Source organism: Bacillus sp. SIMBA_026 (assembly GCF_046535335.1).
GTDB classification, from domain to species: Bacteria; Bacillota; Bacilli; order Bacillales; family Bacillaceae; genus Bacillus; species Bacillus velezensis.
Genome location: NZ_JAWRWX010000001.1, coordinates 378,777 through 402,375, shown reverse-complemented (window position 1 = coordinate 402,375; position 23,599 = coordinate 378,777). Strand labels below are relative to the sequence as shown.

The window sequence follows — 23,599 nt, the reverse complement described above, 5'->3', positions numbered from 1 at the left end:
GTCGTTATGCAAAAGTGCTATATCGTATTCTTATTCCGGGAGAGAAGAGATCATTACTGATGTTTTCGTTAATAAAATATCCCGGATATAAAATCCGGGATATTCGTTCGTTGTTTTATTTTAATTCAAGTTTGACGTCTACATTTCCTCTTGTTGCTTTTGAATACGGACAGAACTCGTGAGCGGCGTGCACTAGCTTCTCCGCCGTTTCTTTGTCAAGATCTTTTGTATCAATGACGAGCGTTACGCCGATTTTGTAACCTCCGTCACTCTCATCTTTTAAAAGGCTGACCTGTCCTTCAATTTCAGAGGTCATGTCGATTTTTTGTTTTTGGGCGGCGAGCTCAAGCGCTCCCCCGAAGCAGGCAGCATACCCTGCCGCAAAGAGCTGTTCAGGGTTTGTGCCGGTTTCTCCGTCTTTTTTTGCATTCGGCATGACGATGTCAAAATCCAGCACCCCGTCTTCGGATTTAATATGTCCTGCCCGTCCGCCGACTGCGGTCGCTTTTGAAGTAAATAATGCCATTATTATCAGCCTCCTCATTGTACTTACTGTATATATTGCCCCTGCTCATATTTTTAAACATGATTGCAATAGGAAATGGGCCGTTTTTCGGCTACAATAGGGGTAACGTTAACAAACAAAGAGTTGGTGAAAGAAGTAATGGCAGAAAAAGAATTTGAACATATGAAACTGGAGAATCAGCTTTGTTTTTTGCTGTACGCAAGCTCAAGGGAAATGACGAAACGGTACAAACCGCTGCTTGATAAGCTCAACGTAACTTATCCCCAGTATTTGGCGCTGCTTTTATTATGGGAGCACGAAGAACTGAATGTGAAACGGATGGGTGAGCTTTTGTACCTGGATTCCGGAACGCTGACACCGATGCTGAAACGGATGGAGCAGCACGGAATCATCATGAGAAAGCGATCGGCTGAAGACGAGCGGTCCGTGACGATCAGGCTCACAGATGAAGGACGGGCCTTGCAGAAAACAGCGGCGGATATTCCCATTGCCATGCTGGAACAGACGGGACGGTCAAAAGAGGAATTAAAGCAGTTAAAGCAGTCGCTTTATGAGGTTTTGAATACGCTGCACGGCAAAAAATAAGGATGCCCCGAATGGGCATCCTTATTTTTATTCTGCTGCCAGAAGCTTCACTTCAATATTTCCCGCTGTCGCTTTTGAATACGGACAGACACCGTGCGCTTTTTGGATAAGGGCTTCAAGCTCCTGTTTATCAATGCCGGATGCTTTGACCTCAAGCGTAACGCCTAGTTTATATCCTTGGTCTGCTTCATCTTTCAGCAGACTGACATGCGCAGTGACCTCTGTTTCAATACTCAGACGCTCTTTTCTCGCTACGAGCTGAAGAGCGCTGTCAAAGCAGGCTGAATATCCTGCGGCAAACAGCTGTTCAGGGTTTGTAGCATGTTCGAGCCGTTTCGCTCTTGGCGTTCCCGGCATGGCAACATCAAGATTCAGCACCCCGTCAGAAGACGTGACTTTCCCTTCACGTCCGCCGGCAGCTGATACGGTTGCAGTAAATAATGGTTTTGTCATGTAAATTCACCTCTATTGTATTGTGTACAATTTAATCTTACACAATATAATAGAGGGCGTCAATCTTTCCGCATAAAAAAAGCCTACCCTTTTTGAAGGATAAGCTTAAAAAATTATACGCGGATTTGTCCGTTTCCTTTAATGATGATTTTTGTAGATGTTAACGCCGGAAGCCCCATCGGCCCTCTCGCGTGAAGCTTTTGCGTGCTGATCCCGATTTCGGCTCCGTATCCGAATTCAAAACCGTCCGTAAACCGGGTTGAAGCATTATGATACACGGCGGCGGCATCAACGGCGGTCTGGAAGTAAGCCGCATGCTCGGCTTTCTCCGTCAGAATGGCTTCTGAATGGTTTGTGCCGTACTGCTGAATGTGGCGGACCGCCTCCTGTACGTCCTGCACCGTTTTCACACTGAGAATCGGCGCCAGGTACTCCGCTCCCCAATCGGCTTCTTCTGCTTGTTTCGCTTGAGGTTCCAATCTGCAAATCACCTGGTCTCCTCGGAGCTCCACCCCTTTTTCTGTCAGCTGATTCAGCAGCTTTCGTCCGTGTTCTTCGGCCCATTTTTCATGAATCAAAAGAGATTCAATCGCATTGCAGACCGAAGGACGCTGTGTTTTGGCATTGATGACGACCTCGCTTGCCATTTGAGGATCTGCTGACTCATCTATGTACACGTGGCAATTGCCCGCTCCGGTTTCTAAAACGGGTACGGTTGATTCCCTGACCACAAGATCAATTAAATTTTTACCGCCGCGCGGGATCAATACATCCAGCCCGTCATTTAATGTAAAGAGCTGTTTGGCGGTTTCTTTGCTTGTATCTTCTATGAGCTGAACGGCATCAATCGGAAGCTTTGACAGCCCAAGTGCGCGTTTCATCACACTGACAAGCGCTATGTTGCTGTGGATGGCGGAAGAACTTCCTCTGAGCACAACCGCGTTTCCGGTTTTCAGGCAGAGTGTGGCCGCGTCTACGGTAACGTTCGGTCTGGCCTCATAGATCATGCCCACTACTCCGAGGGGCACGCGGATTTTTTCAATGGATAATCCATTCTCTTTTTGAATGGTCTCCAGCGACTCACCGACGGGGTCTTCAAGACCGATTAACAGTTCCACGGCGTCCGCGATATCGAGCAGGCGTTTTTCATCAAGAGTCAGCCTGTCAATAATGTCAGGTGTCAGTCCTCTGTTCCGTCCCGCTTCAATATCTTTCTGATTCTCTGTTAAAATCAGCCGGCGTTCATTTCTGAGTCCGTCTGCAATACATTGGAGCGCTTCGTTTTTTTCAGCCGTCGTTTTCATGACCATTTCGGCAGCCGCTTCTTTTGCCAAAGCCGCCTTTTGCAATACTTCACTCATTTGTGTTCCCCCTCGTCAAATAAATTCACCCAATCATCTCTGTGAATCACTTCCACCTGCTTCGTTCCTGAAAGCTGGTCGCTCCGCTTCCCTTTGGCTTCTAAAATTTCATCGGATGAGTACTGCGTCTGCCCTTTGCCGATAATGCCCCCGGGTCCTCTGACTTCCACTACGGCCCCTTTCGGAAAACTGCCGCAGACATCGGCGACGCCGGCCGGGAGGAGACTTGACCCGTTATGGATCATCGCCTGCTCCGCTCCCCCATCAATGATGATTTCCCCTGATATCGGAGAATGAAACATGATCCATTGCCGTGTATTATTCACTGAGGACAGGTCTTTATCACCGATATATGTGCCGTCGCCTTTTCCGTCTAAAATTCCCATCAGTTTTTCCCGTCCGGAGCCGGTTCCGATAAACACCTTCACCCCGAGCGACAATGCGGTCTGGGCGGCGAGAAGTTTTGACTTCATGCCTCCGGTGCCGACCTTTGAGCCTGCTGATCCGGCATACCCGAGCAATTCTGGTGTGATGTCATTCAGATAGTCGAACCGCTTTGCGTCCGGGTTTTCATTCGGATTGGCATCGTACAGCCCGTTTATGTCTGTGAGAATCATTAATTGGTCTGCATGAATCAACCCGCTTACAAGCGCCGACAGCATGTCGTTATCACCGAACGTCAGCTCTTCAACTGATGTGGAATCATTCTCATTAATAATCGGCACGACGCCGCGCTCCAACAGTTCCATTACAGTAGCATAAGCATTTCTGTACCGCTCTCTTTTTGAGAAATCATTTCTTGTTAATAAAATTTGTGCCGGCGTCAGACCGTATCTTTTTAAATGGTCCATATATTGCTGCATTAAAAGCGTCTGGCCGACTGCGGCAGCTGCCTGCTTTCCTTTTATCGTAACGGGTCGCGACGGATAGCCGAGAGCGGAAAAACCCGCTGCCACCGCGCCTGAGGTAATGAGGATCACTTCATGCCCGTTTTCTTTTAATAAAGAAATGGCCTCCGTATGTTCCTTGATTTTTGCTTCATCAATACTTCCGTTACTGTTGGTGAGCGAGCTGCTCCCGATTTTCACAACAATTCTTTGTTTTTTCATCGTTTCTCCTCCGTGGCAATCAATCCAAACCGGCTCTCGTCAATAAAAAAAGCCCATTCCGTCCTGAAAAATAAGGACGAAATGGGCTTTCCGTGGTACCACCTTGTTTGAACGCGTTTTTCACGCGTCCCGCTTTCCTGTAACGCCAGGTTATCGCGCCTGAGTTTTCCCCTCAGGACTCCAAGGCAGGTTCGGCAGGTTTCATGCGGCAAAATGTTTCAGCGGGCCATTTTGCTCTCTGTCACAGAAAGTTCTGCGTACTGATCCTCTTCAACGCTCAATGATTTTTTTTTATTATGCAAAGAAAACAGGTTCTTGTCAAGACATTTTCATCCATAAAAAACAGTCCGCCTCCCCGGCGGACCGCCATTAATTAAATACGATCGTTTTGTTTCCGTGAACGATGACGCGGTCTTCCAGATGCCATTTTACGGCTCTTGCCAACACGCTCCGCTCAATCGTTCTGCCAATATTCTTCAGATCCTCTGCGTGATCTCTGTGATCGACGCGTTCAATATCCTGTTCAATAATCGGCCCTTCGTCAAGGTCGTCCGTCACATAGTGAGAGGTCGCGCCGATTAATTTCACTCCGCGCTCATAAGCCCGTTTATACGGATTAGCGCCGATAAAGGCCGGCAGAAATGAATGGTGGATGTTAATAATCCGATTCGGATGGGCAGATACAAAATCAGACGTCAAAATCTGCATGTAACGGGCAAGAACGATAACATCAATCTTATACCGCTCCAGCAGCTCAAGCTGGCGCCGCTCCACTTCGGTGCGGATGTCTTTGTTAGCTTTCATGTAATGGAACGGAATATTCAGCGGTTCGACCACTTCTTTGGCCTCTTCGTGGTTGCTGATAACGACCGCAATTTCGGCCATCATATTGCCGCTTTGCCATTCCCAAATCAGTTCATGAAGGCAGTGCAGCTCCTTCGATACAAAGATCGCCACTCGCTTCAGCTCACTTGCCAGAGACAGGCTCCATGTCATGCCGAATGTCTGGGCGATTGAGGCGAACGCCTGCTGTAAGTCCTCTTTTTTCTCACGAATGCCCTTGCAGTCGAATTCGATCCTAAGAAAAAACCGTCCGCCTTCAGGGTCAGTCGTGTATTGATTTGATTCAATAATGTTTGCGCCATGTTCAAACAAAAACGCCGACACGGCCGATACAATTCCCGGCTGGTCGGGGCAGCTGACGAGCAGGCGCCCTTTTTCCTCATTCCCGCGGCGGTATTCTTTCAGCCGCTGTGTCATATATGAATTCATCTGTTTTAATCCCTCGTATCTTCATAATTCGTAACTTACTAATAGATTATACTGAAGATTTGATAAAAATCAATTTACGAAAGAATTTTCAGCCCTACGGCAGCGCATAAAATAAGCGCAATGAAAAAGATGCGCTTCGCATCCTTCTGCTCGCCGTAGAAAAGAATGCCGGCTAATGCGCCGCCCGCTGTGCCGATACCGGTCCAGATCGCATAGGCCGTGCCCATCGCGATTGCCTCCATCGCATAAGAAAGCAGGGAAAAAGAAGCCGCAAATCCGGCGATAATGAAGAGAATCCATTTGACTTTCTTTTCTTTTTGAAATTGATTCATTAAAATGACCCCGAGCATTTCACAAAGACCCGCGGCTATCAGGCTGATCCAATGCATTACGCCTTCTCCTCCTTCGTCTCAGGCTTATCCTGTGTGACCAGCTTTAACCCGATGACACCAATCAGCAAAACGCCGATCAGCACGATTTTCACCGGATCGGCCTGCTCTTTGAAAAGCAGGATTTCACTGAGCACGGTGCCCGCTGTCCCGAGCCCGGTAAAGACCGCATATACCGTTCCTACGGGCAGGCTGTCTGTCGCCTTGATTAATAGATAAAAACTGATGATGATTCCCGTAATCGTGCCGCTCCACGCCAGTGCCGAATCAGCATGTTTCAGGCCGGTGACCCATACCACTTCAAATACGGCCGCTATGACCACTAAACCCCATTTCATGTTCTTCACCCTTTCTGTATCCGGACAATACAAAAAAGCCCGGATAGTCGTCTCACATGAGATTGACTCTCCCGGGCTTTTTTCCCTCCGTGCGCATATGCGGGATATGTCCGCATATGTGTTTTCTCTCGGACCAGGCCATGTATGAACATGCGGAACCCTAGAAAACATGTCTGTTCGTATCATACTACATTTCGCCGAAACGTTCAACGTCAGATGTGATGTCAAAAACCGTCAGCTGCCTCTCCCATTTGGTAACGGTCTCACCGGGCACCATACCGATTTTTTCCGCGACACGGACGGAGGCAGCGTTTTCCGGATCAATCAGCGCCGCTATGCGTCCGTATTGCTGCGTATGAAAACCGTAGTCCAGACAGGCGTTCGCCGCCTCTGTCGCATAGCCGAGGCCCCAGCGGCGGCGGGCAAACATATAGCCGATTTCCATCAAAGTGTTTCCGTTTACCGTCTGCGGAACGATTCCGCATTGACCGAGAAATGCGCCCGTCTCTTTATCCTCTGCGATCCAAAGGCTGACGCCGTATCCTTTGGCCAATCGTTTGTTCCAGGCAATCCACTCCTTCGTTTCCCGTCTGCTTTTAAGAGAAGGATAATATTTCATGACCTCTCTGTCGGTAAACAGCCTGTACAAATTTTCTTCATCGTCATCCCGCATAGTCCGCAGACGGATACGCCCGGTTGTCAGGATGGTGCCGGAAGACTTATGTTTCATCATGCACGCCACGTCTCCTTTCCCTGTAATAGATTATGGATCCGGCAGGAAAAGTCCTTTCTCAGCATAAAAAAACCGCTTTTTAAAAAAGCGGTTTGACGATTACCAAGGTTTATCTGTTCCGAGCGCCTCGGCCAGGGCCTTGCTGTGTTTTAAGCGGTTTTTTCGTTCTCCGGCGCGCTGAACGGCCGTATTGTGAAGCATGACTTCTTCCTCGGTTTCCGGCACGATCCGCGGAACGGGTACTGATTTCCCGTTTGAATCAAGCGCGACAAAGGTCAGAAACGACGTTGCCGCAAGCTCGCGTTCGCCCGTCATCAGATGTTCTTTAATGACTTTGACAAACACCTCCATAGACGATGTGCCGACCCATGTGACGTAAGATTCAAGGCATACGGAATCCTGTTGGCCGATGGGGCGCAAAAAATCTACAGAATCCATTGAGGCCGTGACTGTTTCACACCGGCAGTGGCGGGCCGCGGAAATTGAAGCGATATCATCAATGTAGCTCATCAGCTTTCCGCCAAACAGCGTATTGTGATTATTCGTATCAAGCGGAAAAACCCTGCTTGTTTTAACAACCCTTGTTTCTTTGCAAAATCTTGATTCTGGCAACTTCATATTATTTAAACTCCCCTTTGGTGTCTGGTCGTTTTGACTCATTCATCTGTACCCTATTAAACAATACTTTGACCGTTTTGTCTAAAATTTTAAATATTAAGTTGGTTAGATATTCTCTCATAAATGTTTCATTATTCATCACATCCGGGAATAATAAACGCACATTGAATACCGATAGGAGGATATCACATGAACGTATCCATTCCCAAATCCACGCGAAAACCGGCTTGCCGCAGTGAGTTTGATGCTTTGCAGACAGTCGTCTTATGCCGGCCGGAACACATGGCCATCAAGGATATTATTAACGGAACGCAGAAACATTTCAAACAAGAAAATATTAACATACCCGTTGCCCTCAAACAGCATAGTGAGTTTATTGACATTTTAAGATCTCATCAGATTGAAGTCGTCCTGCTGCCTGCCGATCCCGCATTGCCTGAGCAGGTATTCACCCGGGATATCGGATTTGTCTTAGGCGAGACGGCGTTTATTTCAAACATGGCGGCTTCAGTCCGGCAGGGAGAAGAAAAAGTGTTTCAAGACCTGCTTGACAATAAGAAAATCCCCTATACGCGACTGAAAAAAGCGAACATTGAAGGCGGCGACATCTTGATCGCAGACGGCACCGTTTACGCCGGGCTGAGCAAGCGCACGGATAAAGCGGCTGTCCGGGAGCTGCGGGAGGCGCTGCCGGAGATGACGGTTGTGCCGATCCCTCTCAAGGAGGATTTCTTACATTTGGACTGTGTATTTAATATGATCTCGGAAACGGAAGCGCTATACTGCAAAAATGGCTTGCGGCAGGAAGAAATTGATCTTCTCGCCGAACGTTTTGAGATGATAGAAGTGCCTGAAGAAGAGCAATTCACGCTCGGCCCGAATATCCTGTCAATCGGCAATCAGACAATTATCAGCCTGCCGCAGCACCGTCATACGAACCGCGAGCTCAGAAAAAGAGGTTATACAGTCATTGAAACCGAGTTTTCCGAAATTATTAAATCAGGCGGTTCCTTCCGCTGCTGCACCTTGCCGCTTGTCAGAACATCTTAAACATTTACAAGGCAGTTTCCTTCAAGATACGTTAATATAGAGAAGACAAGACTCTAAAGGGGGAAACCGAATGGCTAAGTACATAGGATACGCGGGAACATATACAAAAGGCGGAAGCGAAGGCATTTATTGTTTTGAACTTGATACAGAAGCGAAACGGCTCAGCCGGCCGAAGCTGGCAGCAAAGCTCGGCAACCCGACATACGTCACTCCGAATTCTGATAACAGCATGCTGTATTCCATTGAAAAGGCAGACGGAAAAGGCGGTGTCGCAGCCTATCAGATTCATCAGAACAGCGGGGAATTAACTTTTGTGAACCACCAGCTGATTGAAGGCCCGTCTCCATGCCACGTCAGCATTGATGATAAACATGAATATGTGTTAACCGCTAATTACCACAGCGGGAAAGTGCACGCCTTTCCCGTCAATGAGGACGGAAGTCTGCAGGAGCCGGCTGCCGAAGCCGCTCATACGGGAACAGGTCCTCATGAAAGACAAGAGAAACCGCATACCCATTTCGCAGGCTATACACCTGAGCATAACTACATTGCAGCCGTCGATTTAGGGACGGATACGCTTTATACTTACCAAATGAAAAACGGTTCGCTCACAGAGGTGAAAACTCATTCTTTCGCACCGGGTTCAGGACCGCGCCACATCGTTTTCCATCCGGCGGAAAAATACGCCTATGTCATGACGGAAATCAGCAATGAAGTCATCGCGCTTGAATACAACCCGACCTTAGGTGAGTTCAGAGAGCTGCAGGTCATTTCCGCTTTGCCTGAAGGCTTTACGGACAAATCGCAAGGCAGCGCGATCCGCATATCTAAAGACGGCAGATTTCTTTATGCCGCCAACCGCGGACATGACAGCATCGCCATCTATAAGATCAACCAATATTCCGGTGAATTGTCTCTTATTGAATGGGTGCCGACAGAAGGCAACTGGCCGCGTGATTTCGCGTTTGACCCTTCTGAGACATTCCTTGTCGCGTCAAACGAAGAAACGGGAAATCTGGTTTTGTTTGAACGTGATCCGGAAACAGGCAAATTGACTCTGCTTCAATCCGACATTCCGGTTCCGTATCCTGTCTGCGTGTCATTTCTGCATCAGGTTTAATCAAAAAAGAAAGCTGACAATATAAAGTCAGCTTTCTTTTTTGTATAAATGGCAGGCGACAAAACGCCCCGCCTTCACTTCTTCAAGCTCAGGCGTTATCTTACCGCAGAGCTCCATCGCTTCAGGACACCGCGTCCTGAATACACAGCCGCTCGGCGGGTTAAGGGGGCTCGGCAGCTCCCCTTTCAGAATAATCCGTTCACGCTTGTCCTCAAGAAGCGGATCAGGAATCGGAATTGAGGATAAAAGCGCCTTCGTATAAGGGTGAAGCGGTTCCCGGTAAAGCGCAGCGCTTTCTGTAATTTCCATCATGCGGCCCAAATACATCACGCCGATCCGGTCGCTGATATGCTTGACCATTGATAAATCGTGGGCGATAAATAAAAATGTCAGCCCTTTCTCTTTCTGAAGCCTTTTTAAAAGGTTGACGACCTGAGCCTGTACCGACACATCCAGCGCGGAAATCGGCTCATCCGCCACGATAAATTCGGGATGCAGAGAGAGCGCTCTGGCAATCCCGATTCTCTGCCTCTGTCCGCCGCTGAATTCGTGAGGATACCGGCTGCCGAAATCCGGATGGAGCCCGACAGCTTCAAGCAGTTCATCCGCCATCATCAGACGGGCTTTTCTTGTATTGTAAAGATTGTGAATTTCCATCGGCTCCATAATAATTTCCCTTACGGTCAGGCGCGGATTTAACGAGGCGTAAGGGTCTTGGAAAATCATCTGCAGCTTGCGGAAGAAGACCGACCGCTGTTCTGCCGCGGCACGGTGTATATCCGTCCCTTCATATGATACCGAACCGGCCGTCGGGTCATACAGACGGAGAATAACCCTTCCGAGCGTCGATTTACCGCATCCCGATTCTCCGACAAGTCCGAATGTTTCCCCTCTTTTAATGTGAAAACTGACACCGTCGACTGCTTTTACGGCTTTCTTTCTTCCTGCGTCAAAATGCATTTTCAGCCCGCTGACTTCAAGGAGCGGAGATGCCGTCATTTTCTATTCCCCCTTTTCGCTTATACAGCGGCGTACGGTGCATAATTCTTTTTCATAGACGGTTCCTTCCAAAGACAGCACTTCGATTGTTTTTCCCGTTTTCGGGGAGTGCAGCATTCGGCCGTCTCCCAGCGCCAAACCGACATGGTGGATCGCGCCTTTTCCTTCTTCATAGGCGAAAAACAAAAGGTCAGCCGGCCGGATATCGTTTACCGCCGCGCTGCATCCGGCTTTTGCTTGGTCCTTTGCATCACGGGGAAGGGCATAGCCGTTTGCTTTAAATATCGAATACATAAACCCGGAACAGTCAAACCCGAAACCGCTCAGTCCTCCCCATAAATACGGAAGCCCGAGAAACATCATGCCCGTTTCGATGACATCGGCCGCCCGTCCTTCCGTATGCCGGCACTCGTCTGCGTCAGCTTCATTTACGAACCGTTCTCCGAGGGGCGTCACCACCCGGAAAAAGCCTTTCTCACGTCCTGATGCCGGAAGACGCGTTAAGAAACTTACTTCCAAGTCCGGTTCGCCGTTTGTGTGATATAAAAAAGCGGTCGGTTTGGTAATCCATACAGCGGGGGAAGATGTATGAAAGCCGTCTTTTGAAAGCTGGCTTTTTTTCATCCACCCCGGATATCCGCGCACATCCTTGTTTGAAGGCTGGCCGGGAACGGCGACAAAAGCCCATTCCCCTTCCTCTTTAAGAATGATCACCTCTTCCCCGAAAAGCGCTTGCGTTTGGACAAGGTTGTCTGTGCATAATTGCAGCCGCTCTTCATATTCCATAGACGCTAACCATTTTCTGATCTGCGGCGGGTTTTCGAGCATCGGCGCATCATCCGAACGGGGAGATGACGGCAGCGTCCATACGTTGGCTGCCGCCGCTGTAACGGCTGCTCTCATCTTTTCGCCTCCTCTTGTATCGACACACCGGTAATGCCGAGACCCGGTTCATCGGGAATCGTAATCTGACTGCCGCTGTATGTGATGCCGCCTTGAATCAAATCATCTTTCAGCATAAGCGGCGCATCAAAATCAAACCTTGTCACATTCCGTTTGGCCGCGGCAAAATGAGCCGCGGCGGTGATGCCGAGCTTGGTCTCAATCATGCTGCCGACCATGCATTCCACGCCGCACGTTTCCGCCATCGCATTGATTGTTTCCGCCTGCTTTATGCCGCCCGCTTTCATCAGCTTAATATTAATTAAATCGGCGCTTCTCGTCTGCAGCACGTGAAAGGCCTGACGGGGGGTAAAGACGCTCTCATCCGCCATAATCGGCGTGTCTACGGCATCTGTGACCTGCTTCAGCCCGGCGATATCGTCTTTATGAACAGGCTGCTCGACAAGCTCAATGCCCAGGCCGGCGTCTTCCATCTTTCGGATCGCAGTCACGGCTTCTTTCAGCGTCCAGCCTTGGTTGGCGTCCAATCTCAGTTTGACGTTTCCGCCGACACGTGATCTGATCGCCTGAATCCGCGCAACATCGTCCGATATGTCACCTATGCCGACTTTTATTTTTAAAATATGAAATCCTTTGTTCACATAACGGTCTGCATCCCCCGCCATCTCTTCAGGAGAATTAACGCTGACGGTAAAATCTGTTTCCAGTGTATTCCGATAGCCGCCGAGAAGCCGGTAAAGCGGCTGTCCGTGCATTTGCGCCCATCCGTCATATACAGCCATATCTACCGCGGCTTTTGCGCTTTGATTTCTTTCCAACAGCCGGCTGATATCATACAGAACAGCTTCCGTGCCGGAAAGGCTCCGGCTCAGCAGAGCGGGCTTCAGCACATCTTGGACGGCGCTTTCAATACCGTCCGCGCTGTCGCCTGTAATGACAACCGTCGGCGGCGCCTCCCCCCAGCCGATCAGACCGTTGTCAAAAGTGAGCTTCACAATGACCGATTCAGCATTGTAAACCGTGCGTAAAGCGGTCTTAAACGGCTTTTTCAGCGGCACGGACATCCGTCCCGTTTGAATATCTGTTATCCTCACGCCTGATCACTCCCTTCCGGAAACCCCCGATTCAATCGTTACCGCTTTGGCCGCCGTATCCATAATCGCGCGGACTCCGATCGGAACAGCGAAGCTCGGTGAACAATGGCCGATTTTAAAGCCTTTGAGCGCGGGCTTCCCTGATTTGACAATGTAATCGTTCAGCACTTGCTCTAAGGTAAGGGACTTTTCTTTGTTTTTCGGTTCGCATTGGTGAAAATCACAGACCAGGATTCCGGCTGCGTCTGACAGTTTTCCGGCCATCTTTAATTGATTCAGCATTCTGTCGATTTGATACGGCTCCTCATCAATATCCTCGATAAACAGCAATTTGTCTTTCGTATCAATTTCAAACGGCGTGCCGAGCGTGGACGTAATGAGCGACAAATTTCCGCCCGCAAGCTCTCCCTCGGCCCTTCCGCCTGTCAGCACCTCAAGCGGAGAAATGTCCTCCGTATAGGTGAATTCCGTTTCTGTAAAAAGCTGATGATACGACGCTTTCGTCAGGGGATCAGCATTTTCAAGCCCGACATCCGTGCTCAGCATCGGGCCGTGAAATGTGACGAGCCCCGTATTTTGATGAATGGCGGTATGTAAAAACGTGATATCGCTGTATCCCCAGAAAATTTTCGGATTGCGGCGGATTAAGCCAAAATCGATGTCGGCGGCAATGCGGCCCGTGCCGAATCCTCCGCACGCGCATATCACCGCTTTGACATTCTGATCACTAAACATGTCATGGAGATCATCGAGACGCGCCCGGTCCTCTCCCGCCAAATAGCCGTGACGAGTCTTCAGCGCCCGGCCGAGTTTCACATGAAGGCCAAGCTCATTCTCTAAAAACAGCAGCGCGGTTTGCAGCGTCCCGCTCTCAGGCGGGCTTGCGGGCGCAATCACACCGACCGTGTCGCCTTTTTGCAGTGCTTTCGGTTTATGGTTCATGACTTTTTCAATCTCCTTTCCGGATTGAAAAGTGAAACACGCCGCTCCTTTAACGGCAAAAGAGCAGCATATGTTTCCGCTGTAAGATCAGGACTTTTCCGCCCACTTCAGATCAATGTAACCAACGGGGTGCCGGACAATGCCCTTCACGCCGCTGTTCTGCAGATGCACCTGATTATAAAAGTAAATCGGAATGATCGGAGCCTCGTTCATGAGCAGCTTTTCCGCTTTATGCATGAGCGCAAAACGTTTTTTGGCATCGGCTTCCTGTTTTGCCTGCTTGATGTAGCCGTCGTATGCCGCGCTTCCCCAGCCGGTGCGGTTCATGGAATTATTCGTCTGGAAAGCCTCAAGAAAACTGATCGGATCTGCGTAATCCGGTAAAAATGAGCTTTGAGAGAACTGGAACTTCAGTCCTTTCTGCTCTTCTAAAAAGACGTTCCATTCCATATTGGCGAGCTTAACGTCTATACCGAGCACACTTTTGAGCTTCTGCTGAACCGCTTCCGCTATTTTCTTATGCTCCGGTTTTGTGCTGTATGTCAAGGTAACGGCGGGCAGCTTGTCATAATGCTCTTCCGCCATGCCTTTTTCCAGCAGTTTTTTGGCTTCTGATTCATCCGGATTTAATAAACTGCCGCCCGCTTCGCGGAAATCTTTCCCGTCAGGCTGAGTAAATCCAGGGGATACAAAGGCATGTGCCGGCTTTTCACTGTTTTTGGTCACATAATCCGTGATTTCTTTCTGATCAATCGCTGCCGCGAACGCTTTTCTGATCTTTTCATTTTGAAACGGCTCCATTTTCACGTTAAAACGATAGAAATAGAGTCCGGCCTGATCCCACGTGCGGACATTTTTTCCTCCCATCAGCTGCTCGCTCAGCTCTGCCGGCACAAAGGCGGTATCCAAATCCCCCGACTGGAACATCTGATAATCGGTATTCCGGTCACTGACCATCGCCCATGTGACTTTATCCAGTTTCACCGTCTTTTTATCCCAATACGTCTCGTTTTTGACCATCGTCATGCTGTCGTCATGCTTCCATTCCGTCAGTTTGAACGGCCCGTTGCCGACAAAGGTTTTTGCTTCAGTGAACCATTTCGGATCAGCCTTGGCGACCTTCTCATTAATCGGGAAATACGCCGGATTGGACACGACGCTCAGAAAATAATCCTGCGGTGCCGCCAATGTGACGACAAGCGTTTTTTTATCCTTTGCCGTGACTTTCACGTCTTCTTGTTTGCCTTTTCCGCTGTTAAATTCTTCTCCGCCTTTGATCATATAGCCGAGAAATGCGGAAGATGCGCCTGTTTTCGGATCGAGCATCCGTTTCCAGGCGTACACGAAGTCTTCCGCCGTAACGGGATCGCCATTTGTCCATTCGGCGTTATCACGGATATTGAAGGTATATGTCAGCTTATCAGCGGACACCTTCCAGCTTTCCGCGATGGCCGGTTCGGGCTTATTATCTTTTCCGAGCCTCGTCAATCCTTCCATGATGTTATTCAGCGGCTGCCAGGAAACATTATTAAATCCGATCGGCGGATCAAGTGAGGTCGGCTCATTTTCGTTATTGAGCCGCAGCACCGTTTCACCCCCCTGTTCTTTTGCTTTGCCGGGTTCTGTCCCCGCCTGTTCATTGGCTGTACAGCCCATCAGAGCAAACGAAACAACAGCAATCACACCGATCGCCCATCTCTTTTTCATTTCAATCCCCCTTTTTCCTCTGCTGCCGTCAGCTGCTGCTTCAGCCGCTCTGCACGGTGATCCTGAAGCCAGCAGTTGACGATATGGCTTTTGGATTTCATGGTTGTTGCCGGATATACCTTTTCACAGACGATCATCCTGTCCGGGCAGCGGGCGGCAAACGGGCAGCCCGGCGGCGGATCGAATAAATCAGGCGGCGTCCCGTCAATCGGCGAAAGCTCACTATCCTCCATATCCAGCCGCGGCACTGAATGAAGCAGCCCCTTTGTGTATGGATGAGCCGGACGGTAAAAAATATCATGCCTCGTGCCGATTTCGGCGATTTTCCCCGCATACATGACGGCGACTCTGTCAGCAGTCTGAGCGACGACGCCGAGATCGTGTGTGATCAGAATAATTGACACGCCTGTTTTTCTTTGAATCTTCTTAAATAATTCAAGGATTTGTGCTTGAATCGTCACATCAAGGGCCGTTGTCGGTTCATCGGCGATCATAATTTCCGGCTCGCAGATCAGAGCCATTGCGATCACGATCCGCTGCCGCATGCCCCCGCTTAATTGGTGGGGGTACTGCTTCAGGCGGGATTTCGAGTCCGGGATACCGACCAGATCCAGCATGGCGAGAACTTCGGATTCAGCTTGTTTTCTTGTCATGGCGCGGTGTTCCAACAGCGCTTCTGAGAGCTGATTCCCTATGGTCAACGTCGGATTGAGCGCCGTCATCGGGTCCTGAAAGATCATAGAAATATCGCGCCCCCGGATTGCCCGCATTTCCCGATCCGACATTTGGCAAAGGTCTTTCTGTTTAAATTGTATGCTTCCGGATTCAATCTTTGCCGAATGTTTCGGAAGAAGACCCATCACGGCTTGTGACGTCACGCTTTTTCCGCAGCCAGATTCACCGACGATCGCAAACGTTTCACCTTTATATAAATCGAAGCTGACGCCTCTGACGGCTTTCACAGTGCCTCCGTATGTTGAAAAAGTAACATGCAGATTTTGAACGGAAAGAACTTGCTGCGCCATTTTTCCTACCTCCTCAGTTTCGGGTCTAACGCGTCCTGCAAGCCGTCTCCAAGTACGTTAAACGCGTACATCGTCAAGGAAATGAAAAAAGCGGGGAAAAACAGCCGCCACCAATGGCCTGATAAAATCGCCGGCAGCCCGTCGTTTGCCATGACTCCCCAGCTTGCAAACGGCGCCTGAATGCCGAGTCCGAGAAAACTTAAAAATGATTCCGCAAAAATCGCCGCCGGCACCGTAAGCGTCATTTGGACGATAATGGCTCCCATCGTATTCGGCAGCAGATTTTTCTTAATAATCCGAAATGTTTTCGCTCCAAACGTTTTCGAAGCCAATACGTGTTCATCATGCTTCATCCTCAGCACCTGCCCTCTGACAATCCGCGCCATGCCGACCCATCCCGTCACGGTCAGAGCTACGATAATGGAACTGAGCCCCGGCCCCATCAGCACCATTAACAAAATGACAACGAGCAGATACGGCAATCCGTAGAGAACCTCGATGATTCTCATCATGGCGCTGTCTGTCCGGCCCCCTTTGTAGCCGGCGACGCCTCCGTAGATAACGCCGATCAAAAAGTCGATCAGCGCCGCCATCACACCGACAAATAAAGAGATCCTCGCTCCGTACCATGTTCTTGTAAACACGTCCCGGCCAAGTTCATCGGTTCCGAACCAGTGTGAAAAAGACGGCGGAAGATTCTGCTCGGCGAGCGTCTGCCTTGTCACGCTGTGCGGTGATATCAGCGGACCGAACACAGCCGATAGAAACAGGCAGCATAATATCACAAGCCCGGCCATCGCCAATTTGTTCTTTTTAAGCCGCCGCCACGCATCCTGACTGTAAGACAGGCTCGGACGCTTGACCGACTCGGTTTCACCCTTTCTTTCCGCGCCCGGCTGAAACCAGTCATCAGGCACTTCTGTGTGTTTTACCGTTTCTTGCGGGAGATTCATCAGGATCACCCTTTCTTATGAAGTTTTATGCGCGGGTCTAACAGGCCGTATGCCAAATCAACCAGAAACAGCAGGACGATCAGAATCACACTGTAAAATACGGTCGTTCCCATGATGACCGGGTAATCACGCTGATTGATGCTTTCTACGAAATATTTGCCCATTCCCGGTATGGCAAAAATTTTCTCGATGACGAAACTGCCCGTTAAAATACTTGCGGCAAGCGTCCCGAGTACTGTCACAACAGGCATAAGAGCATTTTTCAATGCGTGTTTGATCACAATTTTGACGGGAGAAAGCCCCTTTGCTTTTGCCGTGCGGATGTAATCCTGAGTCAGCACTTCGGCCATGCTTGATCTTGTCAGCCTCGCGATAATGGCCATGGGACCGACGGCAAGCGCAACAGTCGGCAGGACCATGTGAACGGGACTCGTCCAGGTAGCTGCCGGAAACCATTTCAGATGAACCGCAAATTGCTGAATCAGCAGCGTAGCCATAATAAAATTCGGAATGGAAATCCCGAGCACCGCAAGGCTCATAGCCGCGTAATCGAGAAATCCGCCGCGCCTGAGAGCGGCCATTATGCCGAGCGCGAGCCCGGAAATAACAGCGATGATGATCGCCGTTATCCCAAGCTCAAATGAGACCGGAAACCCTCGTTCAAGCATAGCGTTTACACTGTCTGACGGTTTTTTAATTGAAGGACCGAAATCAAAGGTAAGAATGGATTTTAGATAGATGGCGTATTGAGTGATAAGAGGTTCGTTCAGATGGTAGTAGGATTCGAGATTTCGCTGAACCGCTTCGTTTGTGCCCCGCTCTTCGTTAAAAGGCGAGCCGGGTATCACTTTCATCATGACAAATGTCAGAGTGGTGATGACGAGGACGGTCATAATCATGGCGATAAAACGTTTGATAAAATACCGCAGCAATGCCGTTCACCCCTTTAACAGAATGTTGTTCTCATGGCGAGTTCTGTCATGACGAGCATGGCCTGATAGGCTTCCGGCATGTCTTTTGCCTGAAATTGAACGATTGTTGTTCCCGGGATGATTTCTGTGCCCGGCATTAAATGGGCCCATTCAGCCTGTCCGTAGTTGGCAAATTCAATGCCTAATACAGGTCTTTCAGGCGGAGTCAGCGGTTTGACCTTATCTTTATTTTTGAGCGCATAGGCTGTTTTTTCCGTCAGGAGCCGTCCGGCTTTTTGAGGGGACAGGCATTTGACCGCGGTTCTTGAAATGGTTTGTTTGACGGCGGCAGTCGTCACATTCGGGATCAGCTCCTCCGCCTCTTTTGCGGCGCAATCATCTCCGGCAGCCATGATGACCGGGACATCGTAAAATCCGGCGAGATAGGCATTTAACCCCAGTTCACCGACCGGCTTATCATTTATGTAAAAGTGGCGGACGCCGAATATCATGCTGTGCGACATAACGCCCGGCATCGACGCTCTCGCATGATAGCCGATAAACATCACACCCGAATACGATTCATCAAGCCCCTGCATCATGGAAAACGGCTTGACATCCCCCGTAATCAGCTCTGCCTCAGGGTGAAGTTTTTCCGCGAGCAGATTATTCATCTTTGAGTGGCTGTCATTCACGGTCACTTCCGTGCATCCGTTATTAAACGCTTCTGCGATGCACCAGTTCGCTTCTTCGGTCATCAGAACCCTGCCGCGCTCATAATTGTGCATGCGGGAATTGACAAATGTTTCATCAGGCAGTCCGGAAATCCCTTCCATATCCACAGATAGATACAGTTTCATGTAATGCCTCCTTTTTTACTTAAAATTTCGATATTAAATTATGAATATTCTAACAAATTATATTAAAAAAGGATGAAACATGCAATATACCATTCTGCCATTATAGGAAAAAACAAACCCTTTTCACCGGGAAAAGGGTTTGCTGATAGAAAAAGTTACATACTGTTTTTGCTTATGTGATGACGCTGAAACTGTCTGACCGCACTTCTGTATTCATGATCGGGAATGACCTGATGCCTGATCGGTTCAGGAGCCTGCGGCGAAGGCTCTTCAGCCGCCTGCTTACGGACGGCATGCGGTTTATGCGCCAGCTTATGCCCCATGCCGGTCGCATTCATGACAAATGATAAACACACTAAAAGCAAACTTAAGATGAAAGCAATAAGAAACAAATCGCTGTATGTCCCCATCAGCAGGTCATGCGGCGATTGTGTGCCGCGCGCGCCCCGAAGCGTGCCGGAAGCATCTCTTTTCGTAAAATACCCTATTAAAACAGGAGCGCCCATATAAATGAACAGCCTTAAAAACTGAACTGCCGTCATGCGTTTCACCAGTTCCGGAAGCGGTCCGCCCAACGCGGCTCCCATCAGTCCGGCTGCCACAATAAGCCCTGTCCCGGCCGCCAGCATCACGAAAAGCCCCGCAAATAGAATAAGCGGTATATGATGATCTGCCGTCATCCATTGGAAATTCACGAACACCAGTATAACAGAGCCTGTTATGCCGAGCATGCCCGGACCGACTTTATCATATGCTAATGCACTGATGACAGCGGCGATGGCCACGCCTCCCAAAAGGCTCGCATATAGGAATATCAGTTGAGTTTGTGACATATGATATGCGGTCTGAAGCTCCCCGTGAAATGCCGAAAGACTGACCGCTATGGAAATACTGCCCGCAGCGATCATGAAAACACCCAGAATCGGCTTTGGAATCAGCATAAGTTTAATCGAAATCAGCGCATGTTCGTTTCTGTACTGCATGATCAGCAAGATGAGAAGAATGGCGATGCTTCCTCCAAATCCCGCCAATGTCTGCCATGATGAAAAGCCCCATTTCGGCAGATGAATAAATGTATAGGCGGTCAGCACGGCTGATACACCCGCTAACAGAAAACCGATGCCGTCAAATGGAGATTTTTCAGCATTTTTATGAGCGTCATCCCGCAGCCACATATAACTGAAAATGAGGCCGAAAAAAGACAGCAGGCTAAAAATGCCGAACAGCCAATGCCAATGGCCGGCGCTTGCCGCCGCCGTGCCTAAAACGGTCCCCATAATGACGGAACCGTAAAATCCGCCGATTAACACAAATAATGCGTAATTCCGGCGCTCAATCGGAAACGAAAGCACCAGCATGGGAATCATAATCATCAGCATAGTACCCGCCGCAGCTCCCTGTAAAAAACGGCCCGCGGCGAGCGGATAAATATCATTTGTCACAGCAGCAAGGAGCGCTCCGATGACACCCGCGGCCATCGAAATCATATAGACAGGCCGGGAGCCGAATCTTTTTCTTAAATACGGCCCCGCCGGCACGAATAAGGCAAATGCCATATTCCCGATAATAATCGGATGAAAAGAGTCAAAGTTTTCCCCGCCGACCGTCTGCCGGACAAGGCTTTGGACAGCCGAAAGAGCGGTATTCGACATCAGCCCCGGCCCGACCGCCAATACAGCAAGCAGAGAAATAATCCAGTGATGTTTTTCTTTCATGTGACAGCTCCTTTCTGACTATTTGACAAAGTGAAAAAGCTAACAGATTTCCCCCATTAGCTTGACAGAATTTTTCATATCTTTTCATGTGAAGGATTGAACATAATATCTCATTTATTATTTCAAATCCGATGGAAATTGTCAATATAAAGCGCCGCCGTCCGATTTCGTCTTTTTCACAATTTCCCACAATCTTTTCATTATTATCCCACACTTTTTGTTTAAGATGGAGTCAGTAATAATAGGCAAATCATGCTATGATGAAATAGAGAAACGGAGTGAACATGATGGATAACTATCGTGATGAAAATCGGACAGACCAAAAAGAACAGGAAGTCCTTTTAGTAAAAGAAAACCCGCAGCCGACCGGATATTCCGCGCCGGACGAGGACAAGAAAAAACGAAGCTTCGGCTGGTTCAGACCGCTTCTCGGCGGAGTGATCGGCGGAGGGCTCGCCCTCGGCATCTATACATTTACGCCGCTTGGAGACCATCAGACTCAAGATACTTCCAATCCGGCTCCCGCTCAGGAAACGTCATCGGTAACCGCCAAGCAGACATCTTCTGATTCCGGCAGCGGCAAATCGGCAAACAGCTCATCGGCAAATTCAAGCAGCATTTCGAATATGGTGGAAGACATTTCACCGGCGATCGTCGGGATCACCAATCTGCAGAAGCAGCAAAGCAGTTCCGATTTATTCGGATTCGGATCAAGCTCAGATTCAAACTCAAATTCATCGGGTGATGATGCGGAAACGGGATCGGGTTCAGGCGTTATTTTTAAGAAAGCAAACGGCAAAGCGTATATTATTACGAATAACCACGTGGTCGAAGGCGCCTCTTCCCTTAAAGTGTCATTATATGACGGCACCGATGTAACAGCTAAACTCGTCGGCAGCGACTCTCTGACAGACTTGGCCGTTTTAGAAATCAGTGATAAACACGTGACAAAAACGGCAAGTTTCGGCAGCTCATCCGCTCTCAGAACGGGTGAATCCGTGATCGCCATCGGTGATCCGCTCGGAAAAGACCTTTCCCGCACCGTCACACAGGGCATCGTGAGCGGTTTAAACAGAACCGTCTCGATTTCCACGTCAGCTGGTGAGTCAAGCATCAATGTCATCCAAACCGATGCCGCGATCAATCCTGGAAACAGCGGCGGGCCGCTCTTGAATACAGACGGCAAAATCATCGGCATCAACAGCATGAAAATCAGCGAAAGTGATGTAGAAGGCATCGGCTTTGCCATCCCGAGCAACGATGTAAAACCGATCGCCGAAGAGCTTCTCACGAAAGGACAGGTGGAGCGCCCTTATATCGGCGTGAGCATGATCGACTTGGAACAAGTGCCGCAAAACTATCAGGAAGGCACACTCGGGCTTTTCGGCAAACAGCTGAATAAAGGCGTTTATATTCGCGAAGTGGCGCAGGGCTCACCTGCAGCCAAAGCCGGATTAAAAGCAGAAGACATCATTATCAGCTTAAAAGGGAAAGAAACCGACACGGGCAGCGAACTTCGCAATATTCTCTACAAGAATACGAAAGTCGGCAGCACCGTTGACGTGAAGATTATCAGAAACGGCAAGGAAATGACGAAAAAAATGAAACTGACTCAAAAAGAAGAAACATCTTCTTAACAAAAATCCAAGGCAGCCGCCTTGGATTTTTTATATACTGATGAAACTTTAGGCCTGGATCAGCCGTATGACTTAGTGTACAAGATGATACATACACATGAAACAAACCGGACTATTGCTGGTCGTTACCGGCCTGATCTTGCTGCAGCTGAGCATTCAGCTTCCTCAGCAAAACGCTGCTTGGGGAAAGACGCTTGGTGCAAGCATTTTACTGAACCTTTCGGGAACCGGACTGATCATGCGCTCTCTGCACACGCAGACCGGCCGCAGATGAATAAAAAAGCACCCTGTCCGCTGGCCGGACAGGGTGTTTCGGTTAAGACATATGCTGGTCCCGATAAATCTTTTCGTTTTTCATGCCGTACGCTTTTTGCACGATATAGAGCGGACGGTCTTTTGCTTCGTCATAAATCCTTCCGATATATTCGCCGATCATTCCGAGCATTAATAGAACGATGCCGCTGAATAACAGCTGTATCACAATCAGAGAGGACCAGCCCGTAATGGTGCTGTTCGTAAACAGCTTCATGTATAAAACGATAAACATATAGAGAAAACCCGCTCCGGACATGATCATTCCCGCATAGCTTGCCGCCTTGAGCGGTTTATGAGAGAACGTTGTGATTCCGTCCATGGAAAGCTTCAGCATTTTTTTAAGCGGGTATTTCGTTTCCCCCGCAAGCCGCTCATCACGTTCATATTCTACAGCAGTCTGCTTAAAGCCGACCCAGCTGACGAGTCCTCTGACAAAAGGATTTTTTTCTTTTAATCTTTTCATCTCATCACAGACTTTTCTGTCCAGCAGGCGGAAATCTCCGGTGTCGAGCGGAATATCAATATCAGTCACGCTCCGCAGCAGCCGGTAAAACATAGAGGCCGTCTGTTTCTTGAAAAAGGTTTCTCCCTTTCGTTTCGTTCTGACGGCGTACACCACATCGTAGCCTTCTTTCCACTGCTCAATCATATCAAGGATTAATTCAGGAGGGTCCTGCAAATCGGCGTCAATGACGGCGATTGCATTCCCCTCTGCATAATCCATACCCGCTGTGATCGCGATCTGATGTCCGAAGTTTCTGGAAAAATCGATAATTTTCACTCTCGGATCAATCAGACTTTGCTCTCTTAAAATCTCAATACTGCGGTCTTTGCTTCCATCATTGACAAAGATCAATTCATAATGCTCTTTTGTTTGATCCATGACTTCTTTCAGGCGCTGATAGGTTGTCTGAATGACGAGTTCCTCGTTATAAACCGGGACGACTATTGAATATTGAATATGTCTGCTCATGTTTTTTCCTC

General features: G+C 49.0%; 25 protein-coding genes, 1 riboswitch and 1 other annotated feature. Of the genes, 5 read left to right on the top strand and 20 right to left on the bottom strand.

The window, feature by feature from the left end:
* Positions 1-115: 115 nt before the first annotated feature.
* On the bottom strand, positions 116-526 hold the full coding sequence (gene ohrB / locus SB847_RS02265; protein WP_038457767.1) for an organic hydroperoxide resistance protein OhrB: 411 nt from the start codon (positions 524-526) through the stop codon (positions 116-118).
* Positions 527-601: 75 nt separating this feature from the next.
* Here ohrB and SB847_RS02260 point away from each other — a divergent pair, with 75 nt between their 5' ends.
* Positions 602-1,111 carry a MarR family winged helix-turn-helix transcriptional regulator gene (locus SB847_RS02260; protein WP_032874653.1) on the top strand — a complete coding sequence of 170 codons (510 nt, stop codon included), beginning with the start codon at positions 602-604 and terminating at the stop codon, positions 1,109-1,111.
* 27 nt (positions 1,112-1,138) lie between these two features.
* Here the strand turns inward: SB847_RS02260 and SB847_RS02255 are convergent, their stop codons facing one another.
* From SB847_RS02255 to SB847_RS02220, 8 genes are all read right to left on the bottom strand, one after another.
* Entirely contained in the window at positions 1,139-1,564 is a 426-nt protein-coding gene (locus tag SB847_RS02255; protein ID WP_007407231.1) for an organic hydroperoxide resistance protein, read from the bottom strand.
* Between the two features lie 113 nt (positions 1,565-1,677).
* Positions 1,678-2,925 carry a glutamate-5-semialdehyde dehydrogenase gene (proA, locus tag SB847_RS02250; protein ID WP_082997905.1) on the bottom strand — a complete coding sequence of 416 codons (1,248 nt, stop codon included), beginning with the start codon at positions 2,923-2,925 and terminating at the stop codon, positions 1,678-1,680.
* Complete coding sequence (gene proB, locus SB847_RS02245; protein WP_007610876.1) at positions 2,922-4,034, bottom strand: glutamate 5-kinase; 1,113 nt, start codon at positions 4,032-4,034, stop codon at positions 2,922-2,924. Before proB ends, proA begins: the two co-directional genes overlap by 4 nt.
* A gap of 69 nt (positions 4,035-4,103) precedes the next feature.
* Positions 4,104-4,317: a binding site (T-box leader), on the bottom strand.
* 86 nt (positions 4,318-4,403) lie between these two features.
* Positions 4,404-5,306, bottom strand: coding sequence for a formyltetrahydrofolate deformylase (purU, locus tag SB847_RS02240; RefSeq protein ID WP_410562628.1), 903 nt, complete (start codon positions 5,304-5,306; stop codon positions 4,404-4,406).
* A gap of 74 nt (positions 5,307-5,380) precedes the next feature.
* The gene (locus SB847_RS02235) at positions 5,381-5,695 is read right to left on the bottom strand and encodes a DMT family transporter (protein ID WP_410562632.1); all 315 of its coding nucleotides are present in this window, start codon (positions 5,693-5,695) and stop codon (positions 5,381-5,383) included.
* Positions 5,695-6,033 carry a DMT family transporter gene (locus tag SB847_RS02230; RefSeq protein ID WP_007407236.1) on the bottom strand — a complete coding sequence of 113 codons (339 nt, stop codon included), beginning with the start codon at positions 6,031-6,033 and terminating at the stop codon, positions 5,695-5,697. Before SB847_RS02230 ends, SB847_RS02235 begins: the two co-directional genes overlap by 1 nt.
* A 66-nt stretch (positions 6,034-6,099) precedes the next feature.
* Positions 6,100-6,208: riboswitch (guanidine-I (ykkC/yxkD leader) on the bottom strand.
* A 12-nt stretch (positions 6,209-6,220) separates the two neighbouring features.
* The gene (locus SB847_RS02225; protein ID WP_410562636.1) at positions 6,221-6,766 is read right to left on the bottom strand and encodes a GNAT family N-acetyltransferase; all 546 of its coding nucleotides are present in this window, start codon (positions 6,764-6,766) and stop codon (positions 6,221-6,223) included.
* Between the two features lie 99 nt (positions 6,767-6,865).
* Positions 6,866-7,384, bottom strand: a complete 519-nt coding sequence (locus SB847_RS02220) for an acyl-CoA thioesterase (RefSeq protein ID WP_021493808.1) — start codon at positions 7,382-7,384, stop codon at positions 6,866-6,868.
* 189 nt (positions 7,385-7,573) lie between these two features.
* Here SB847_RS02220 and SB847_RS02215 point away from each other — a divergent pair, with 189 nt between their 5' ends.
* Together SB847_RS02215 and SB847_RS02210 are read left to right on the top strand one after the other, a co-directional pair.
* Positions 7,574-8,434 carry a dimethylarginine dimethylaminohydrolase family protein gene (locus tag SB847_RS02215; protein WP_410562640.1) on the top strand — a complete coding sequence of 287 codons (861 nt, stop codon included), beginning with the start codon at positions 7,574-7,576 and terminating at the stop codon, positions 8,432-8,434.
* A gap of 70 nt (positions 8,435-8,504) precedes the next feature.
* Positions 8,505-9,554 (top strand): lactonase family protein, encoded by a 1,050-nt coding sequence (locus tag SB847_RS02210; protein ID WP_101669635.1) that lies wholly within the window; start codon positions 8,505-8,507, stop codon positions 9,552-9,554.
* Positions 9,555-9,581: 27 nt separating this feature from the next.
* Here the strand turns inward: SB847_RS02210 and SB847_RS02205 are convergent, their stop codons facing one another.
* The 10 genes from SB847_RS02205 to SB847_RS02160 form a co-directional block, all read right to left on the bottom strand.
* On the bottom strand, positions 9,582-10,553 hold the full coding sequence (locus SB847_RS02205) for an ABC transporter ATP-binding protein (RefSeq protein WP_007610864.1): 972 nt from the start codon (positions 10,551-10,553) through the stop codon (positions 9,582-9,584).
* Between the two features lie 3 nt (positions 10,554-10,556).
* On the bottom strand, positions 10,557-11,456 hold the full coding sequence (locus SB847_RS02200; RefSeq protein ID WP_410562644.1) for a C40 family peptidase: 900 nt from the start codon (positions 11,454-11,456) through the stop codon (positions 10,557-10,559).
* Entirely contained in the window at positions 11,453-12,520 is a 1,068-nt protein-coding gene (locus SB847_RS02195; RefSeq protein WP_410563165.1) for a dipeptide epimerase, read from the bottom strand. Before SB847_RS02195 ends, SB847_RS02200 begins: the two co-directional genes overlap by 4 nt.
* Before the next feature lie 36 nt (positions 12,521-12,556).
* Entirely contained in the window at positions 12,557-13,492 is a 936-nt protein-coding gene (locus SB847_RS02190; RefSeq protein WP_410562647.1) for a S66 peptidase family protein, read from the bottom strand.
* A gap of 87 nt (positions 13,493-13,579) precedes the next feature.
* On the bottom strand, positions 13,580-15,199 hold the full coding sequence (locus SB847_RS02185; protein WP_410562650.1) for a peptide ABC transporter substrate-binding protein: 1,620 nt from the start codon (positions 15,197-15,199) through the stop codon (positions 13,580-13,582).
* Complete coding sequence (locus tag SB847_RS02180; RefSeq protein WP_410562653.1) at positions 15,196-16,224, bottom strand: ABC transporter ATP-binding protein; 1,029 nt, start codon at positions 16,222-16,224, stop codon at positions 15,196-15,198. Before SB847_RS02180 ends, SB847_RS02185 begins: the two co-directional genes overlap by 4 nt.
* Positions 16,225-16,229: 5 nt before the next feature.
* Positions 16,230-17,177 carry an ABC transporter permease gene (locus SB847_RS02175; protein ID WP_003154782.1) on the bottom strand — a complete coding sequence of 316 codons (948 nt, stop codon included), beginning with the start codon at positions 17,175-17,177 and terminating at the stop codon, positions 16,230-16,232.
* Between the two features lie 5 nt (positions 17,178-17,182).
* Positions 17,183-18,109 (bottom strand): ABC transporter permease, encoded by a 927-nt coding sequence (locus SB847_RS02170; protein WP_007610853.1) that lies wholly within the window; start codon positions 18,107-18,109, stop codon positions 17,183-17,185.
* 14 nt (positions 18,110-18,123) lie between these two features.
* The gene (locus SB847_RS02165; protein WP_007407248.1) at positions 18,124-18,948 is read right to left on the bottom strand and encodes a M55 family metallopeptidase; all 825 of its coding nucleotides are present in this window, start codon (positions 18,946-18,948) and stop codon (positions 18,124-18,126) included.
* Between the two features lie 155 nt (positions 18,949-19,103).
* A complete protein-coding gene (locus SB847_RS02160) occupies positions 19,104-20,663 on the bottom strand; it encodes an MFS transporter (protein WP_032874624.1) in 1,560 nt (519 codons plus the stop codon).
* Between the two features lie 287 nt (positions 20,664-20,950).
* Between SB847_RS02160 and htrA the strand changes: the two genes are divergently transcribed.
* Both htrA and SB847_RS02150 read left to right on the top strand, forming a co-directional pair.
* Entirely contained in the window at positions 20,951-22,300 is a 1,350-nt protein-coding gene (gene htrA / locus SB847_RS02155) for a serine protease HtrA (protein WP_180960744.1), read from the top strand.
* Positions 22,301-22,397: 97 nt separating this feature from the next.
* Positions 22,398-22,574 carry a hypothetical protein gene (locus SB847_RS02150; protein WP_169042603.1) on the top strand — a complete coding sequence of 59 codons (177 nt, stop codon included), beginning with the start codon at positions 22,398-22,400 and terminating at the stop codon, positions 22,572-22,574.
* A gap of 42 nt (positions 22,575-22,616) precedes the next feature.
* Here the strand turns inward: SB847_RS02150 and SB847_RS02145 are convergent, their stop codons facing one another.
* Complete coding sequence (locus SB847_RS02145; protein ID WP_007610846.1) at positions 22,617-23,588, bottom strand: glycosyltransferase family 2 protein; 972 nt, start codon at positions 23,586-23,588, stop codon at positions 22,617-22,619.
* Positions 23,589-23,599: the final 11 nt, after the last annotated feature.

Coding starts and splice junctions, on each gene's coding strand:
- SB847_RS02150 (WP_169042603.1), top strand. CDS start 22,398: ATGAAACAAACCGGACTATTGCTGGTCGTTACCGGCCTGATCTTGCTG.
- SB847_RS02230 (WP_007407236.1), bottom strand. CDS start 6,033: ATGAAATGGGGTTTAGTGGTCATAGCGGCCGTATTTGAAGTGGTATGG.
- purU (WP_410562628.1), bottom strand. CDS start 5,306: ATGAATTCATATATGACACAGCGGCTGAAAGAATACCGCCGCGGGAAT.
- SB847_RS02215 (WP_410562640.1), top strand. CDS start 7,574: ATGAACGTATCCATTCCCAAATCCACGCGAAAACCGGCTTGCCGCAGT.
- SB847_RS02195 (WP_410563165.1), bottom strand. CDS start 12,520: ATGTCCGTGCCGCTGAAAAAGCCGTTTAAGACCGCTTTACGCACGGTT.
- SB847_RS02200 (WP_410562644.1), bottom strand. CDS start 11,456: ATGAGAGCAGCCGTTACAGCGGCGGCAGCCAACGTATGGACGCTGCCG.
- SB847_RS02145 (WP_007610846.1), bottom strand. CDS start 23,588: ATGAGCAGACATATTCAATATTCAATAGTCGTCCCGGTTTATAACGAG.
- SB847_RS02190 (WP_410562647.1), bottom strand. CDS start 13,492: ATGAACCATAAACCGAAAGCACTGCAAAAAGGCGACACGGTCGGTGTG.
- SB847_RS02185 (WP_410562650.1), bottom strand. CDS start 15,199: ATGAAAAAGAGATGGGCGATCGGTGTGATTGCTGTTGTTTCGTTTGCT.
- SB847_RS02205 (WP_007610864.1), bottom strand. CDS start 10,553: ATGACGGCATCTCCGCTCCTTGAAGTCAGCGGGCTGAAAATGCATTTT.
- proB (WP_007610876.1), bottom strand. CDS start 4,034: ATGAAAAAACAAAGAATTGTTGTGAAAATCGGGAGCAGCTCGCTCACC.
- SB847_RS02160 (WP_032874624.1), bottom strand. CDS start 20,663: ATGAAAGAAAAACATCACTGGATTATTTCTCTGCTTGCTGTATTGGCG.
- SB847_RS02235 (WP_410562632.1), bottom strand. CDS start 5,695: ATGCATTGGATCAGCCTGATAGCCGCGGGTCTTTGTGAAATGCTCGGG.
- SB847_RS02175 (WP_003154782.1), bottom strand. CDS start 17,177: ATGAATCTCCCGCAAGAAACGGTAAAACACACAGAAGTGCCTGATGAC.
- SB847_RS02225 (WP_410562636.1), bottom strand. CDS start 6,766: ATGATGAAACATAAGTCTTCCGGCACCATCCTGACAACCGGGCGTATC.
- SB847_RS02220 (WP_021493808.1), bottom strand. CDS start 7,384: ATGAAGTTGCCAGAATCAAGATTTTGCAAAGAAACAAGGGTTGTTAAA.
- SB847_RS02210 (WP_101669635.1), top strand. CDS start 8,505: ATGGCTAAGTACATAGGATACGCGGGAACATATACAAAAGGCGGAAGC.
- SB847_RS02260 (WP_032874653.1), top strand. CDS start 602: ATGGGCCGTTTTTCGGCTACAATAGGGGTAACGTTAACAAACAAAGAG.
- SB847_RS02165 (WP_007407248.1), bottom strand. CDS start 18,948: ATGAAACTGTATCTATCTGTGGATATGGAAGGGATTTCCGGACTGCCT.
- SB847_RS02180 (WP_410562653.1), bottom strand. CDS start 16,224: ATGGCGCAGCAAGTTCTTTCCGTTCAAAATCTGCATGTTACTTTTTCA.
- htrA (WP_180960744.1), top strand. CDS start 20,951: ATGGATAACTATCGTGATGAAAATCGGACAGACCAAAAAGAACAGGAA.
- SB847_RS02255 (WP_007407231.1), bottom strand. CDS start 1,564: ATGACAAAACCATTATTTACTGCAACCGTATCAGCTGCCGGCGGACGT.
- ohrB (WP_038457767.1), bottom strand. CDS start 526: ATGGCATTATTTACTTCAAAAGCGACCGCAGTCGGCGGACGGGCAGGA.
- proA (WP_082997905.1), bottom strand. CDS start 2,925: ATGAGTGAAGTATTGCAAAAGGCGGCTTTGGCAAAAGAAGCGGCTGCC.